This window comes from Olsenella sp. An270, from assembly GCF_002159735.1.
GTDB lineage: Bacteria > Actinomycetota > Coriobacteriia > Coriobacteriales > Atopobiaceae > Thermophilibacter.
The window spans coordinates 83,480-97,224 of sequence record NZ_NFJF01000003.1 but is presented as its reverse complement, the minus strand read 5'-3'; the positions used below and the strand labels follow the sequence as shown (position 1 = coordinate 97,224).

Below are 13,745 nucleotides of genomic sequence, written 5' to 3'. Positions count from 1 at the left end.
GGGGTGTGACAACGGGACCAATGAAAACCCTCTCAGACAACGCTCAATTTCGGCGCATTATTGAGGTAAATTGCACTCCCAGCGCAACACGATAGGAGAAGCCCATGAAGGTCATGCTCGTGAACGGAAGCCCGCACAAGGCGGGGAGCACCAACCGCGCACTCGAGGAGGTGGCGCGCACGCTGGAGACCGAGGGCATCGAGGCGGAGATCTTCTGGATCGGTGCTCGGCCCGTGGGTGGCTGCGTGGCCTGCGGAGGCTGCGCCAAGCTCGGCCGCTGCGCGTTCGATGACGTGGTGAACGAGTTCCGCCCCAAGGCCGCAAAGGCCGACGGCTTTATCTTTGGCGCGCCGGTGCACTACGCGCACGCCGCGGCGTCGCTTCTGGGCTTCATGGACCGCCTCTTCTACAGCAACGGTCGCGCGGGGGCGCCCAACGTGCTCGCGTACAAGCCGGCGGCGGCAGTCGCGAGCGCGCGGCGCGGCGGCACCACCTCGGCCTTCGACGACATCAACAAGTTCTTCACCATCGCACAGATGCCGGTCGTGAGCTCGCGCTACTGGAACAACGTGCACGGCAACGTGGCCGAGGAGACCGAAGCAGACGCCGAGGGCCTCTGGACCATGCGCCAGCTCGGCCGCAACATGGCCTGGATGCTCAAGTGCCTGGAGGCGGGCCGCGCGGCGGGCGTGCCGCTGCCCGCGCAGGAAGCCGGCCAGCAGACGAACTTCATACGGTAGGGACTGCCGCGCCGGCGGCCAGAGCCCTCCAAGCACTGCATCTCGCCAGCGGCTTACCAAGAGCTGACGTCGACTCCGTAGACTGGCGAGAAGAACGTGGAATTCGCCAGCCGCCGAAAGGGGTCGCCATGAGCGCGGTCGTTGCCTTCTGCTCACAGACGGGCTCTGCCAAGAGATACGCCGACTGGCTCGCGGAGGAACTCGGATGCCAGGCAGTCCCGCTTGAAAGAATCGAGGCCACCGCCGCAGACGCGGACCTCGTGATCCTCTGCAGCTGGTTCCACGCGGCATCACTCAAGGGGGCAAAACGGTTCCAGACCTATATGGCGGCTCACGGTGAGAAGCACTATGCCGTGGTTGCCGTGGGCGCCACGCCCATGCCCTGCGAGCTCTGGCCCGCAGGCGAGCACGAGGAGGCGTTCCGTCGCTCCTTCCCCGCAGGGGCCTACCCGGACCTGCCGTGGTGCTACTGCCAGGGCGGCTTTCACTTCGAACGGCTCGGCGCGGTTGACAAGGTCATGATGCGCGTCTACTTCAAGATGCTCGAGAGCGAGGTGCGCAAGGGGGACCAGCGCTCGGCCACAGCCCTCGCCCAAATGCGCGAGGGCTACGATGGCTGCGAGCGCAGTCACCTCGAGCCGCTGGTCGCCGAGCTCCGGACACGCGGCTGGGCGTAGGGACGACCCACGAGGTTCTTCTCGCCTTCGCCTCTCCCTCACGCGGCGGCGATTGCGAGCGTGCCCGCCACCAGGAGCGCAAGGCCGCCCAGATCGCGGCGGCCCAGCCGCTCGCGCAGCACCAGCGCCGTCACTAGGTCGGAGTCCGTCTCGCGCACGCCGAGCTTGGCGAGAACCGCCGTCGCGCCCGCAAAGAGCGCCGAACCGCACGCCGCCAGCAGAGCCACACGTCGCGCCTCCCTCGTCTGCCGTCCAACGAGCACCGTTGTAGCACACGACACGGCCGTGCGGGAGATCGTGGACGCTACCGCAGCGAGCGCCCCAGCTCGAAGGCGCGCTGCGGGGCGTCCGTGGCACGCGTCATGGACGGCGTGCCGCAGCCGTAGCCGAGCACGCGCCCGCAGTCGCGCAGGTCGAGGTAGCGGACGAGCGTGTCGTAGTGCGCCTCCAGAGCTTCGAAGGTCCAGCTGTCCGCGTTCCACGCATCGGCGAGAAGGACGGAGCGCAGCCGCCGCGCCGTGATGGCGGGGTTCTCGGAGCAGAAGCGGTCGATCACAGCCTTGAGCTGGGCGGACATACCGTAGTAGTAGAGCGGCGTCGCCAGGACAAGCACGTCGGCCGCGAGGACCTTCTCCAGGATCGCGGCCATGCCATCACGCTGGACGCACGGACGCGCACCATAGCCGCAGGCCACGCAGCCCGTGCAGGGGTGCACGTCCGCCTGCGCCACGTCGATGCGCTCAACGTCATGCCCCGCCTGGCGAGCGCCGCGCGCGAACTCCTCGCAGAGGATGGCGGTGGAGCCGTCGCGGTTGGGGCTCCCCTGCAGAATGACGATGTTCATGATCCTCTCCTATAGCTCCAGACCGGATGCGTAGTCTGCCCAGCCGTCGGGCGTGACCTGCGTAAGCTCGGGATTGATCCCGTCCGCGCGCTCGACGCTCGCGGTGGCCGCGGCCTCCGTGTTGCCCGTCGCCGAGAAGTACGCCACGAGCACGTTGCCCGCCGGTGCGGCAGCCTCTTCGAGCACCTCGCCCTTCTCGCCAGCGCAACCGGCTGCAAACAGGCTGGCTGCCCCTGCCGCAACCGCTAGGAAGCTCCTTCTCGTCAGCATGTTCTTCTCCGCTCCCATCCTTTCCCTTGAGTCAATTAACACGCATAATCCAATTTCACTTCATATATTTGCAGGACAAAGTTTGGAGAAAGTCGGATTCTGCATGTTATTTCGGCGAGCCCGTGCAAGCGGGCGAAGGGGCCAAAGGGGCCTAACCCCTTTGGCCTACAGGCTCGCTCGCAGCACCGCCACGATCTCGTCGCGGGAGAGCACGTGGTAGCCACCCTGCATGACGAGGGTGGAGTCGGCGATGGGTTCAATCATGTCCTCGGTGGCACCGAGCTCGGAGATGCTCATGACGCAGCCGATCTCGTGCATCCAGGCCTCCATGGCGTCGAGGCCGGCGGCAGCGAGCTCCTCGGTCGTGCGTCCCTCGGGCGAGATGCCCCACACGTTGGTCGCAAACCGCGCGAACTTCTCCATGCCATAGGGCATGACCAGGCGATAGTACGGCAGCGCCACGGCGGCGAGCGTCATGCCGTGCGTGGCGTCGGTGTGGGCGCCCACGGCCTGGCCGAGCATGTGGACCTCCCAGTCCGTGGACTTGCCGCGCGAGACGAGCGTGTTGAGCGCCCAGGTGGCGCACCACATGATGTTGGAGCGGGCCTCGTAGTCCTCCGGGTTGGCCACGGCGGCGCGGCTGGCGGTCACGAGCGACCGCATGAGGCCCTCGGAGAGATAGTCGGAGGTGTTGTCGTCGGTGCCCGAGAAGTACTGCTCGGTGATGTGGTTCATGATGTCAAAGATGCCGGCGACCATCTGGTACGTGGGCAGCGAGTAGGTGAACTCGGGGTTCAGCACGGCAAAGCGCGGGAACACGCGCTCGTCGGCAAAGACGTGACCGACCTTCATCTTGGTCTCGTGGTTGGTGATGACCGAGCCGCAGTTCATCTCCGAGCCCGTGCCCACCATCGTGAGGACCGAGCCCACGGGGATGACGTCGAGGTCGGCCGCCGGCTCGTCAAAGTCCACCCAGTACTTCTGCCAGGGGTCCACGTCCGCCGGCAGGTTGGCCGAGACGGCCACGCCCTTGGCGTAGTCGATGCAGGAGCCGCCGCCCACCGCGAGGATGAGATCGACGTGGTTCTCGCGCGCGATGGCCACGCCCTCGTAGAGCTTCTCGACCGTGGGGTTGGGCATGACGCCCGCGTCCTCGACGACGGTCTTGCCCGCCGCCGCGAGCGCCGCGACCACCTGGTCGTAGATGCCGTTCTTCTTGATGGAGCCGCCGCCGTAGACGAGCTGGACCGTGGGGCCATAGGCCGCGAGCTCCGTCGCGAGGGCATCCATGGCGTCCTTGCCAAAGATGAGCTTGGTGGGGTTGTGATAGGTGAAGTTGCCGAGCATGTCCGCTCCCTTCCTCGTAGGTTGGCCTCATCATAAGTGACGTCACGTCACTTGTAAAGATATAAGTGACGCGATTTCGCTTATTTGTGGTTTGGCTGCGGTATACTTTGCGCAGCGACCGTACGGAGGAGTCATGGCCGAGTTCATCAGGGCGAGGAGCCCCGAGCAGAAGGAGCAGCGTCTCGACGAGATCAAGGGCGCCGTCCGCCGTCAGTTCGCGGTGCGCCCCTATCACGAGATCACGCTCACCACGATCGCCGAGGAGCTCGGCTGGTCGCGCGCCAACCTCTACAAGTACGTGACCACCAAGGAGGAGATCTTCCTCCTGCTCACGGCCGACGAGTGCGACGCCTACTTCGAGGCCCTTCTCGCCGCCCTGCCCGAGGACGCAGAGCTCGCCCCCGCCGAGGCCGCCGATGCCTGGGCAGACGTCGCTGCCGCCCACCAGGAGTACTTCCGTCTGGGCGACCTGCTCACTACCATCGTTGAGACCAACGTCACCGTCGAGCGCCTCATGGACTTCAAGCGCGGCTACTACGCGCACGTGGACGAGATGCGCGAGCGCCTGCCGCAGGTCACGGGCGTCGCGCCCGGGCGCGTGGAGCCGCTGCTCATGGCCGTCTACTACCACGCTACGGGCCTCGTCAGCTCCTGCTGGAGCAACCCGCTCATCGCCGAGGCGCTGAGACGCCTTGAGATCGAGCGCGCCGAGACGGACTTCCGCGCCGAGATGCGCGACTTCATAGGGATGTGCCTCGGGCACTACGCACGGTAGCACGCTGTCGAGAAGAACCCGGGGCCTGGGCCCCGTGCGAGAAAACCCCTGGCGCCTGATTTCTGGCATCTGCGTGCCGCAGTGCCGAAATAGCCTCATATGCGTGCGAATGGTGCCGGAATTGGGACGTATGCGTGCCGCGCACACGCATACGTCCCAATTCCGGCACCAGGTACTTCTCGCCCAGCGGCCCCATGCGTGACCTTACCGACTCTTTGCAAAGCCTGCTTGTCATTTCTTGCAAAGCGTACTATGCTTATATTGCAAAGCAAGCTTTGCATAACTCCGGCACGAGAGGAGGCCCATGCGAACGCGCATCAAGGAGCTGCGCCGCGCGCGCAAGATGAGCCAGGCCGAGCTCGCCGACGCCGTGGGCACCACGCGGCAGACCATCACGTCCATCGAGGTGGGCAAATACACCGCCTCCCTGCCGCTCGCCTACAAGATCGCCCGGCACTTTGGCCTCACGATCGAGGACGTCTTTGACTTTTCCGAGATAGACGAGGAGCTGTGATCACCATGAAGAACACCGCCGAAGCGCTGCGCACCACCATCCGCCGCCGCCTGCGTCGCGAGAGAATCCTGCTCGCCGTCATGTTCGTCGCATGGGTATCCCTGGTCGCGCTCATCACGACCGACGCGCTCCCCGCCCTGCGCGGAGACGTGCGCGCCTCAGGCTTTCTCTCGGGGTTCATGGTGGGCATGTTTACTGTCGCCGCCGGCATCACCGCACGACAGGTCCTCAACCTGCGCCGCGCCCTCCAAGACGAGACCGAGCTGCGACGCTTCCTCGCCCGCGAGAACGACGAGCTCCAGGCCCACCTCGAGCGCGAGGTCGCGCGCGCCTACGTCCAGCTGCTACCAGCGCTCGCCATGGTGGCCGTCTTCGTCGGGGCGCTCGTGGGCTTTGAGTCCATGGTCTCCGTGGCGGCCACGCTGGTATTTCTCGCGCTCGTCCTGCTCGCCGTGAAGATCTACTACAAGCAGCGCCTCGCCGCTCCCGCAGCGGAGTAAAGTAGCGCCAACAGCCGTTCCCGTGCGAAAGGAGCACCCATGGACGAGGTTCTCGCCTACCTCAAGGCCAATCCCACGTACTTCCTGGCGACCGTGGACGAGAAGGGCGATCCGCAGGTGCGCCCCTTTGGCACCATCGCCAAGTTCGAGGGCAGGCTCTACATCCAGACCGGCAAGGCCAAGGCCGTCTCCGACCAGATGCTCGCCCACCCGCGCGTGGCGATCTGCGCGACGGGCGCCGACGGCTCGTGGCTGCGCGTCGAGGCCGACGCCGTGCTCGACGACCGCCTGGAGGCTCGCGAGGCCGTGCTCGCGGAGTACCCCGAGCTGCAGCCCATGTATGCCGCGGACGACGGCAACTGCGAGGTCTTCGCGCTGGAGAACGTGACCGCCACGTTCTGCTCGTTCACCAAGGACCCCTACACGATCCGCTGGTAGCGTAGCGCCCCGGACTACTCCCCAAACGAGAAGAGCGCCCTGCTCGCGCCCGCCTCGTGCCATGCGGCGAGCGCGGCGAGGCGCTCGACCGTCGACGCCGCGAGCGGCTCCGGCAGCGCGTCGGGCGCGAACCAGCCCACCTCGAGGCTCTCGTCGTCAGCCACGCTCGGCACGGAGCGCCCGCCCTCGGCGAGCCGGCAGACGAACATGAGGTCCAGGTACTGCGTCCGGTCCCCGTTGGCGTAGACGGTCTCGTAGTGCTGGGCGCTCACGCGCACCAGGTCCGTGGGCACCACGTCCACGCCCGTCTCCTCGGCGACCTCGCGGGCAACGGTGTCCGCCGGCTCCTCGCCCGGCTCGTTGATGCCGTAGACGAGCGCCCACTCCCCCGTGTCGGCGCGCCGGCCCAGGAGCACGCGGCCCTCGCCGTCCTCCACGTAGGCGCTCACGCCGATGAGCCACAGCAGGTCGTGGCCGATCTTCTCGCGCAGGCGAAGGATGAACTCGGGCGTCGCCATGTCCCTCTCGCCCCCTAGTAGCGGTCGTCGCGGTCGCGACGGTCGGGGAACTCGACGTGGATCTTGCCGCCGCGCACGAAGAACCAGATGGCCACGATCACGAAGATAGCGGGCAGCATGGAGAGCGCTCCGGCGACGATGTTCACCAAAAACGAGATGACGAGCGAGACGACAAACGCGACGATGAGCAGCGCGAAGAGCGCACTGATGATCTGCATGGGACCTCCCGGGACGACTGGGGCAATTGTACCCCGTCGACGCGTCACACCTCGGCGCGGCTGCCCACGTGCAGGTAGCGCACACGCTCGCCGAGCTCGTCGCGCAGGACCGCGAAGGCGTCGATGCCGGTGCAGTGGAACGTGAGGTAGGTCGCCCGGCGCGACGCCAGCTTCCGGGCGAGCCCGCGCGTGAGCCCCGCGTCCTCCACGGTGCCACCGCTGGGGTCCATGAGGTGAAACCCGGCCACCACCGCGTCGAGCGGTGCGCCGCAGGCCTCCTCCGCCGCGTCCATGAGGTTGAGGATCCCGCCGTGCGAGCAGCCGGAGACCAGGACGCAACGGCCGCTCTCCTCCACCAGGAGGCTCTGCTCGTGCGCGAAGGAGTCCGGTGTGAGAGAGCCGTCGACGCCCCGCATGAGCAGGCGCGCGTTGGAGCGCGCGACGGGGTGGCCGCGGCGCGTGGTCGAGAGGAGCGTGAGCCCGCCGCCCAGGTCGTAACGCTCGCCCACCATGCGGACGCGCGGGTCCGCAGCCAGGGCGGGGTCCAGCCCGATCGCGTGGTGACGCTCCGGCGTTCCCGAGACGTGCTGCTCGAAGGCGTGCTCGCGCACGTAGACGGGCACTTCTCGCCCCGCGGCGTCGCAGGCGGCGAGAAACGCAGGCAGCCCGCCACCGTGGTCGTAGTGCCCGTGGCTGAGCACCGCCAGGTCCGCCGTCGTCACGTCCACGCCCAGCGTGCGGGCGTTGGCGAGAAACGCGTCGTCGGGCCCCATGTCAAAGAGGACGCGTCGACCGTCCCCGAGCTCCAACCACAGGCTGAGCCCGTGCCGCGCAGCGAGGCGGCTCGACGGCGTGCCGTTCTCCATCAGTACCGTGACGCGCATGGCGACCTCCGATTCTCCCGGGCGACGCCCCTTTAGGCAAGTTTTCGCCAACGCTCACCGAGCGCACGCCCTTCTCGCCGAACGAGGGGTATAACGCAGGTAGACGGCTTCTTCGAGACGAGGGAGGCAACCATGTACTTCAAGAACATCCTGGTTCCCTACGACGAGTCCGAGCACGCGAAGAGCGCCCTGCACATCGCGCTCGGCCTGGCGGGCCCCTATCCCGAGGCGAAGGTGCACGTGATGACCGTCATCCCCTCCTCGAGCCTGCCCGACCCCACGCTGATGGCCAACGCGCTCGAGACGCCCTACGCGATGCCGGACCCCGAGAGCTACGAGCGCATCATGAGGTCCGTCGCCGAGAACGCCTGCACCGACGCGCAGCGGCTCATCGACGAGACCCGCGACGACGCCCAATGCCAGGTCGTGGCCGACGCCGTGATAGCGACCTCGCCGGTCGAGGGCATCGCCGACTACGTGAGGAGCCATGACATCGACCTCGTGGTCATGGGTCGCCGCGGCCTCGGCGCGCTGCGCGGCATGATCGGCAGCGTGAGCTTTGGCGTGCTGCGCTCCGTTGACGTGCCGGTGCTCACGGTCAAGTAGCTGGCGCAACAGACTCGCCCGAGGCCCATCCGCCACACATCTCAGGCAGGTGGGCCTCACGCCGACGGGCGTGCGCGTGGCCGTCATAGGCTGCCGGGACGCGCACCCCCTTCCATAAACGACGGCACGCCACCCTCGACAAGCTGGCAGGCCAGCTGCGTCATCTCGGCAATCGTCAGCCTTCGGTCTGAGAGCAGCCACCAGCGATACAGCGAGAAGAGCCCGCCGAGCCCAAAGGCAAGCAGCATCTCCAGCTCGTCGTCCGGGATGCCCCCGCTCACGAACCCCCTCTCCACGCACTGGCGTACGAGCGGGCGGGCAAGATGCTCCAGGAGCAGCTCGGAGGGCACATGCTCGCAGTAGCGCTGCTGCAGCAGGAGGTTCTTGCCCAGATGCTCGGTAAGGGCCGCGAAGAAGGCGTGTAGGGGGCGATCGGCGGGACCGCCCGAGCTTGCCCGCGTGACAAGCTCGACCTTGTCTAGCAGCTCGGAGACCACGTCCTCGGCGATTGCGTCGAGCAACCCGTCGATAGAACCAAAATGCTGGTAGAAGGTCTTGCGGTCGACGTCGGCCTCGCGCGCGATCAGACTCACGGAGATCCGGTCTATCGGCTTGTCAATAATCAGCCGGTCGAAGGCCTCGATGATGGCTCGGCGGCTGCGGCGTACGCGCCGGTCAACGCGCCCGCCGTCCCTCTCGGACCGCCGGTTCTTCTCGCCCTGGGACATATTCCTCACACCCCGCCTTTCTGTGGAATAGGCATCGCCTTCTCCCCTTTCACGGAAGAGACATCCTTATTATTCCACATTTGTTGGTTTACACATAACTGGGTATAAACAGAAAGCCCTTACAAACCAGTGAAAGGATCAAAGATGTCGCTGACCCAGGCGGCGGAGCGCACCGCGCTCTACAAGCTCATCGACTACGTTGACGAGAACCCCGAGGCCCGCATCCCCAAGCTCATGGACACGGTCGACCGGTACGTCCCTGCGGACGTATTCCCGACGCAGCGCGCGGCGTTCCGCCACGCCATCGACAGCCAGAGCAACTGGTACGAGCTCATGCTGCGCGTCTTCCGCCTGAACCCCGAGGTGCGGCGGCGCCTCATCAAGTGCTTCCTGGTGGACGCCAACATCCTTGCGTGGCCCGTTCAGGAGAAGTCTCGCGAGAAGTACCAGTGCAACATCCCGTGGGCGGTCCTCCTGGATCCCACGAGCGCCTGCAACCTGCGCTGCACCGGCTGCTGGGCGGCGGAGTACGGCCACGCGCTCAACCTCTCCTACGAGGACATCTGCTCGATCATCGACCAAGGCCGCGAGCTGGGCGTGCACATCTACATCTACACCGGCGGCGAGCCCCTCGTGCGCAAGGACGACCTCATCCGCATCTGCGAGAAGTACCCCGACTGCGCCTTCCTCTGCTTCACCAACGCCACCCTCATCGACGAGGCCTTCTGCCAGGAGATGATTCGCGTGGCCAACTTTGTGCCCGCCATCAGCGCAGAGGGCAACGAGCACACCACAGACGCCCGCCGCGGCAACGGCACCTACGCCAAGATCGAGCAGGCGATGGTCCTCCTGCGCGAGCACGGCCTGCCCTTCGGCATCTCTGCTTGCTGGACGCGCGCCAACGCCGACGCCATCGCCACCGAGGAGAACATGGACTGGATGATCGAGAAGGGCGCGCTCTTCTGTTGGTACTTCCACTTCATGCCCGTGGGTCGCGCGGCGAGCGCCGACCTCATGCCCACGCCCGAGCAGCGCGAGCGCATGTACCGCTTTGTTCGCCGGATGCGTGGCGAGAAGCCGCTCTTCACGCTGGACTTCCAGAACGACGGCGAGTACGTGGGCGGCTGCATCGCCGGCGGCCGTCGCTACCTGCACATCAACGCCGCGGGCGACGTGGAGCCGTGCGTCTTCATCCACTACGCCAACGCCAACATCCACGAGGACAGCCTGCTCGACGCGCTGCGCTCCCCGCTCTTCATGAAGTACTACGAGGGCCAGCCGTTCAACACCAACCACCTGCGCCCCTGCCCCATGTTGGAGAACCCTGACGACCTGCCGCGCATGGTGGCTCAGACGGGCGCGCGCTGCACGGACCTCGTGGAGCAGGAGTCCCCGGAGGAGCTGCGCGAGAAGACCGCGCCTGCCGCCGCGGCGTGGGCGCCGGTGGCGGAGCGCCTGTGGAACGACCCCGCCGACCCCGACCACGCCAAGCGCGCCGACTGGCACGAGGGGCAGGCCGAGACCGACGTCACGCGCCTCGAGCGCGTGGGGCGCGACCTCACAAAGGAGCCCATGCCAAGGCTGTAGGTCGGGCCCCTAACTGTCCGGCGACTCGGGCATTGGGGGCCGTCCACTTTCCCGATTGTGCGCAGGCGTAGTTTTGTCCTCAGATGAGCCCTAATGAGATGTCCGCGTACAATCGCGACGCATATCCTTCAGCCACTCGACCGCGAGGTCGAGCCAGTGGGCCACGTGCGGGACCACGTCGCCGGGATAGTGCTCGCTCTCGCGCGTCGCCAGCGAGAGGCCGTGACGCCCGGCGTGGAAGACGTGACACTCGTGGTCCACGCCGTGCTCGGCGAGCGCGCCCGCGTAGAGGTAGGAGTTGCGCACCGGGACCGTGGCGTCCGGGGCGGTGTGCCAGAGGAACGTGGGCGGCGTGGCCGCGCTCACGAGGTCCTGCGCACGGCGCAGCGGCGAGTCCTCGGGGCAGAGGCGGTCGACGTCAGACGGGTCTGACAGCCAGCCCAGGTCGAGGTCGATCGCTGGGTAGCAGAGGACCTGCCAGTCCGCCCGCGCCTCCCCGGCGGCGACGCCCGAACGGGCGAGGAACGCCTCGTCGCGCATCAGCGCGACGTACGTGGCGCTGAGGTGCGCCCCGGCCGAGCAGCCGAGAAGCCCGACGCTCCCCTCGTCCACGTGCCACGCGTCCGCGTGCGCGCGGACCGTCGCGACCGCATGGGCGAGGTCGACCTGCGGCGCGGGCAGCAGCGGCGCGGTGGCACCCGGCTCGAGCACCGCGTAGTCGAGCACGAAGGCCTGGAGGCCGCGCGCGACGAGGGCGAGCGCGATCGGCTCCGACTCGCGGTCGGAGCAGAGCTCGTAGCAGCCTCCGGGGCAGACCACGACGGCCGGGCGGCGGCGCTGCGCCTGGTCCTTCAGGTTGTCCTGGACGTAGGCGGTGAGCGTGGCAACCTTGGTCCCGTAGCCGGACGCGGGCAGCTCGATTTTCTCTATGCGCATGACGCCTCCTCGCTGGTGGTTGAGGTTTCAACCATCATACGGGAAGCGTGCGGCGGCCGTGTCTCCCAGCGTCTACAATGACGGGCGGAAAGGAGAGCTCATGACCGACCACGCCCCCACGCCCAGGACCGTCAGGAGGCCCACCCCGAGGGACGCCTCGCACCTCGCGCCCGTCGCGGCCCCACCGACGCCCCGCCAGGGGGCAGAGAAGGGACCCGCGCCCGCGGCCCCCACGCGCCGCATCGGCACCATCGACGGCCTGCGCGCCCTCGCGATCGCGGGCGTGGTGCTCTACCACCTTCGGCCGTCCGCCCTGCAGGGGGGATTTCTCGGCGTCACGGTGTTTCTCGTCATCACGGGCTTCCTCGCCACGCGGTCGGTGACAGGCGCGCTGGAGCGCGGTGACTTTGGCTACGGCCGCTACCTGCTGCGCCGCGGGGCACGCCTGCTACCGCCCGTGCTCGTGACCATCGCGCTCACGGCCCTCGCGACCTACCTCGTGAGCCCGAGCCTGCTGCCCAAGGTGCAGGCGGACGCCCTGCCGTCGGCGCTCTTCCTCGGCAACTGGTCCTACGTCTTCCGCCAGGTGTCGTACTTCCAGGCGGCGGGCCTCCCCTCTCCGCTCACGCACCTGTGGTATCTCGGCGTGGTCATGCAGTTCTACGTGGTGTGGCCCCTCGTGCTCATGGTGGTGTGGCGTAGCGCGGGCTCGCGCCGCCGGCGTCGCGCGCTCGCGACCTCCTGCGCCCTCATGGTCGTCTCGTTCGCGCTGATGGCCCTGCTCTTCGACCCCTCCGGGGACACGGCGCGCGTCTACTACGGCACCGACGCCCGCGCGGCGGAGCTCCTGGCCGGCGCGGTCGTTGCCCTCGCGCTGCCTCAGGCGAGGGACGGGGAGGGCCGTCCGGGCACGGGGGCGGTCATCGCTGCCACGCTCACGGGGCTCGTCTGCCTCGCCGCGCTCGGCGCCGCATTCGTGCTGGCGAACGGCGAGGACCCGCTCATGTACCGCGGCGGCTACCTCGCGGCGGCGCTCGCGACCGCGGCCCTTCTCGCCTGCGTCCAGGTGGTCGGGTGCCCGCTCGGCCGCGTGCTCTCCGCGGCGCCGCTGCGCTGGCTCGGCACGAGGTCCTTCTCGGTCTACCTGGTCCACTACCCGATACTCATCCTCATGAACCCCGCCACGCGCACGACGTCGCCGGCCTGGTGGGAGCAGGCGCTGCAGGTCGCGCTGACGCTGGTCGTCGCCGAGATTTTCTACCGGCTCGTGGAAGCGCCGTGCGCGCGCCTCGGCCGGAAGGGGGCATCGCGGCGCAGGGCGCGAGGGACGGCGCCCGTCGCCGTGCCCGTCTGCCTCGCGGTGCTCGGCGCGGGGGCGGTCGGGGCGCTTGCGGTCGCCCCCGTCGACTGGCAGGCCCTCGCCGATGCGAGGGCCGTGGCGCTGCGACCCGAGCTCGCGGCGCCCCAGCAGGAGCCGGAGCCGGCTGAGGAGGAGCCCGCGCAGGAGGGACCCATCGCCGAGAAGATGCCCGCCAACCTCCCCTGGGAGTCGTGGACCTACGACGAGGCAAGCGGGACCTGCGACGCGCGCGTGCTCATCATCGGCGACTCCGTGACCGAGGGCGCGGCGCCCACGCTGCGCGCGACGCTGCCCGAGGCGCTCGTCGACGGTGCGGTGAGCCGTCAGCTCTACGTGGGCCAGGACGTCTACGCCGCTGACGTCGCAAGCGGGTACGACCCGGACGCCGTCGTCTTCGCGCTGGGCGGCAACAGCCTTATCCGCGACGAGTCCACGGTTCAGGCGCTGATCGACGCCGTGGGCGGCAAGCCCGTGTACTTCGTCACCATCCGCAGCCCCTACCCGCTGCAGGACCTCAACAACGAGATCCTGCGGCGCTACGCGGCCCAAAACGACAACGTGGGGATCATCGACTGGTGCGGGGCCAGCGAGGGGCACAGCGAGTACCTGGTTGATGACGGGGTGCACCTCACCGAGGCGGGCATGACGGCGTTCTCGCAGCTCATCCGCCAGGCGCTCTGCGGACGGTAGTCGGCCTCTACTTTGGCCGACCATACACACCTACCTGTTTTTCACCCCTCGGGACCCATTTTTGGATAGGTGTGTATGGTCGCCCGAGACGTATCATGGTGGGACGCACGTTC

The 13,745-nt window shown here is 67.8% G+C and carries 18 protein-coding genes; 9 read left to right on the top strand and 9 right to left on the bottom strand.

The features are described from left to right. Window positions 1-104 precede the first annotated feature (104 nt). Both B5F73_RS04570 and B5F73_RS04565 read left to right on the top strand, forming a co-directional pair. Entirely contained in the window at window positions 105-740 is a 636-nt protein-coding gene (locus tag B5F73_RS04570) for a flavodoxin family protein (protein ID WP_087227023.1), read from the top strand. A 128-nt stretch (window positions 741-868) separates the two neighbouring features. Continuing rightward, window positions 869-1,417, top strand: a complete 549-nt coding sequence (locus B5F73_RS04565; RefSeq protein ID WP_087227021.1) for a flavodoxin domain-containing protein — start codon at window positions 869-871, stop codon at window positions 1,415-1,417. Between the two features lie 38 nt (window positions 1,418-1,455). Here the strand turns inward: B5F73_RS04565 and B5F73_RS09435 are convergent, their stop codons facing one another. The 4 genes from B5F73_RS09435 to B5F73_RS04550 all read right to left on the bottom strand — a co-directional run bounded on the left by B5F73_RS09435 (window position 1,456) and on the right by B5F73_RS04550 (window position 3,878). Further along, the gene (locus B5F73_RS09435) at window positions 1,456-1,644 is read right to left on the bottom strand and encodes a hypothetical protein (RefSeq protein ID WP_087227019.1); all 189 of its coding nucleotides are present in this window, start codon (window positions 1,642-1,644) and stop codon (window positions 1,456-1,458) included. 77 nt (window positions 1,645-1,721) lie between these two features. Beyond that, the gene (locus B5F73_RS04555; protein WP_087227017.1) at window positions 1,722-2,261 is read right to left on the bottom strand and encodes a flavodoxin family protein; all 540 of its coding nucleotides are present in this window, start codon (window positions 2,259-2,261) and stop codon (window positions 1,722-1,724) included. A gap of 9 nt (window positions 2,262-2,270) precedes the next feature. After that, entirely contained in the window at window positions 2,271-2,447 is a 177-nt protein-coding gene (locus B5F73_RS09365; RefSeq protein WP_158094762.1) for a hypothetical protein, read from the bottom strand. Window positions 2,448-2,696: 249 nt separating this feature from the next. Continuing rightward, window positions 2,697-3,878, bottom strand: a complete 1,182-nt coding sequence (locus B5F73_RS04550; RefSeq protein WP_087227015.1) for an iron-containing alcohol dehydrogenase — start codon at window positions 3,876-3,878, stop codon at window positions 2,697-2,699. Window positions 3,879-4,011: 133 nt separating this feature from the next. Between B5F73_RS04550 and B5F73_RS04545 the strand changes: the two genes are divergently transcribed. The 4 genes from B5F73_RS04545 (at window position 4,012) to B5F73_RS04530 (ending at window position 6,105) form a co-directional block, all read left to right on the top strand. Beyond that, window positions 4,012-4,653, top strand: coding sequence for a TetR family transcriptional regulator (locus tag B5F73_RS04545; RefSeq protein ID WP_087227013.1), 642 nt, complete (start codon window positions 4,012-4,014; stop codon window positions 4,651-4,653). Window positions 4,654-4,957: 304 nt separating this feature from the next. Further along, a complete protein-coding gene (locus tag B5F73_RS04540; RefSeq protein ID WP_087227011.1) occupies window positions 4,958-5,167 on the top strand; it encodes a helix-turn-helix transcriptional regulator in 210 nt (69 codons plus the stop codon). A gap of 5 nt (window positions 5,168-5,172) precedes the next feature. Beyond that, a complete protein-coding gene (locus B5F73_RS09485) occupies window positions 5,173-5,667 on the top strand; it encodes a hypothetical protein (RefSeq protein ID WP_239379801.1) in 495 nt (164 codons plus the stop codon). Window positions 5,668-5,706: 39 nt separating this feature from the next. Then, window positions 5,707-6,105: a pyridoxamine 5'-phosphate oxidase family protein gene (locus B5F73_RS04530; RefSeq protein ID WP_087227007.1), complete on the top strand. Its 399-nt coding sequence runs from the start codon at window positions 5,707-5,709 to the stop codon at window positions 6,103-6,105. A 14-nt stretch (window positions 6,106-6,119) separates the two neighbouring features. Here the strand turns inward: B5F73_RS04530 and B5F73_RS04525 are convergent, their stop codons facing one another. Genes B5F73_RS04525 through B5F73_RS04515 form a run of 3 tightly spaced genes read right to left on the bottom strand, consistent with a single transcriptional unit; the run spans window position 6,120 to window position 7,725 of the window. Then, window positions 6,120-6,623: an NUDIX domain-containing protein gene (locus B5F73_RS04525; protein WP_087227006.1), complete on the bottom strand. Its 504-nt coding sequence runs from the start codon at window positions 6,621-6,623 to the stop codon at window positions 6,120-6,122. Between the two features lie 14 nt (window positions 6,624-6,637). After that, on the bottom strand, window positions 6,638-6,841 hold the full coding sequence (locus B5F73_RS04520) for a hypothetical protein (protein WP_087227005.1): 204 nt from the start codon (window positions 6,839-6,841) through the stop codon (window positions 6,638-6,640). Window positions 6,842-6,885: 44 nt separating this feature from the next. After that, a complete protein-coding gene (locus tag B5F73_RS04515; RefSeq protein ID WP_087227003.1) occupies window positions 6,886-7,725 on the bottom strand; it encodes an MBL fold metallo-hydrolase in 840 nt (279 codons plus the stop codon). A 132-nt stretch (window positions 7,726-7,857) separates the two neighbouring features. Between B5F73_RS04515 and B5F73_RS04510 the strand changes: the two genes are divergently transcribed. Then, window positions 7,858-8,331, top strand: a complete 474-nt coding sequence (locus B5F73_RS04510; protein WP_087227002.1) for a universal stress protein — start codon at window positions 7,858-7,860, stop codon at window positions 8,329-8,331. Window positions 8,332-8,414: 83 nt separating this feature from the next. Here B5F73_RS04510 and B5F73_RS04505 read toward each other — a convergent pair whose 3' ends face one another. After that, window positions 8,415-9,059, bottom strand: coding sequence for a TetR/AcrR family transcriptional regulator (locus B5F73_RS04505; protein ID WP_143803134.1), 645 nt, complete (start codon window positions 9,057-9,059; stop codon window positions 8,415-8,417). Window positions 9,060-9,203: 144 nt separating this feature from the next. On the opposite strand from B5F73_RS04505, the gene B5F73_RS04500 reads away from it, so the two are divergent. Next, the gene (locus B5F73_RS04500; protein ID WP_087226998.1) at window positions 9,204-10,646 is read left to right on the top strand and encodes a radical SAM protein; all 1,443 of its coding nucleotides are present in this window, start codon (window positions 9,204-9,206) and stop codon (window positions 10,644-10,646) included. Window positions 10,647-10,736: 90 nt separating this feature from the next. Here the strand turns inward: B5F73_RS04500 and B5F73_RS04495 are convergent, their stop codons facing one another. Then, complete coding sequence (locus tag B5F73_RS04495; RefSeq protein WP_087226996.1) at window positions 10,737-11,582, bottom strand: alpha/beta hydrolase; 846 nt, start codon at window positions 11,580-11,582, stop codon at window positions 10,737-10,739. Window positions 11,583-11,682: 100 nt separating this feature from the next. Here B5F73_RS04495 and B5F73_RS04490 point away from each other — a divergent pair, with 100 nt between their 5' ends. After that, on the top strand, window positions 11,683-13,632 hold the full coding sequence (locus B5F73_RS04490) for an acyltransferase family protein (protein ID WP_087226994.1): 1,950 nt from the start codon (window positions 11,683-11,685) through the stop codon (window positions 13,630-13,632). Window positions 13,633-13,745 lie beyond the last annotated feature (113 nt).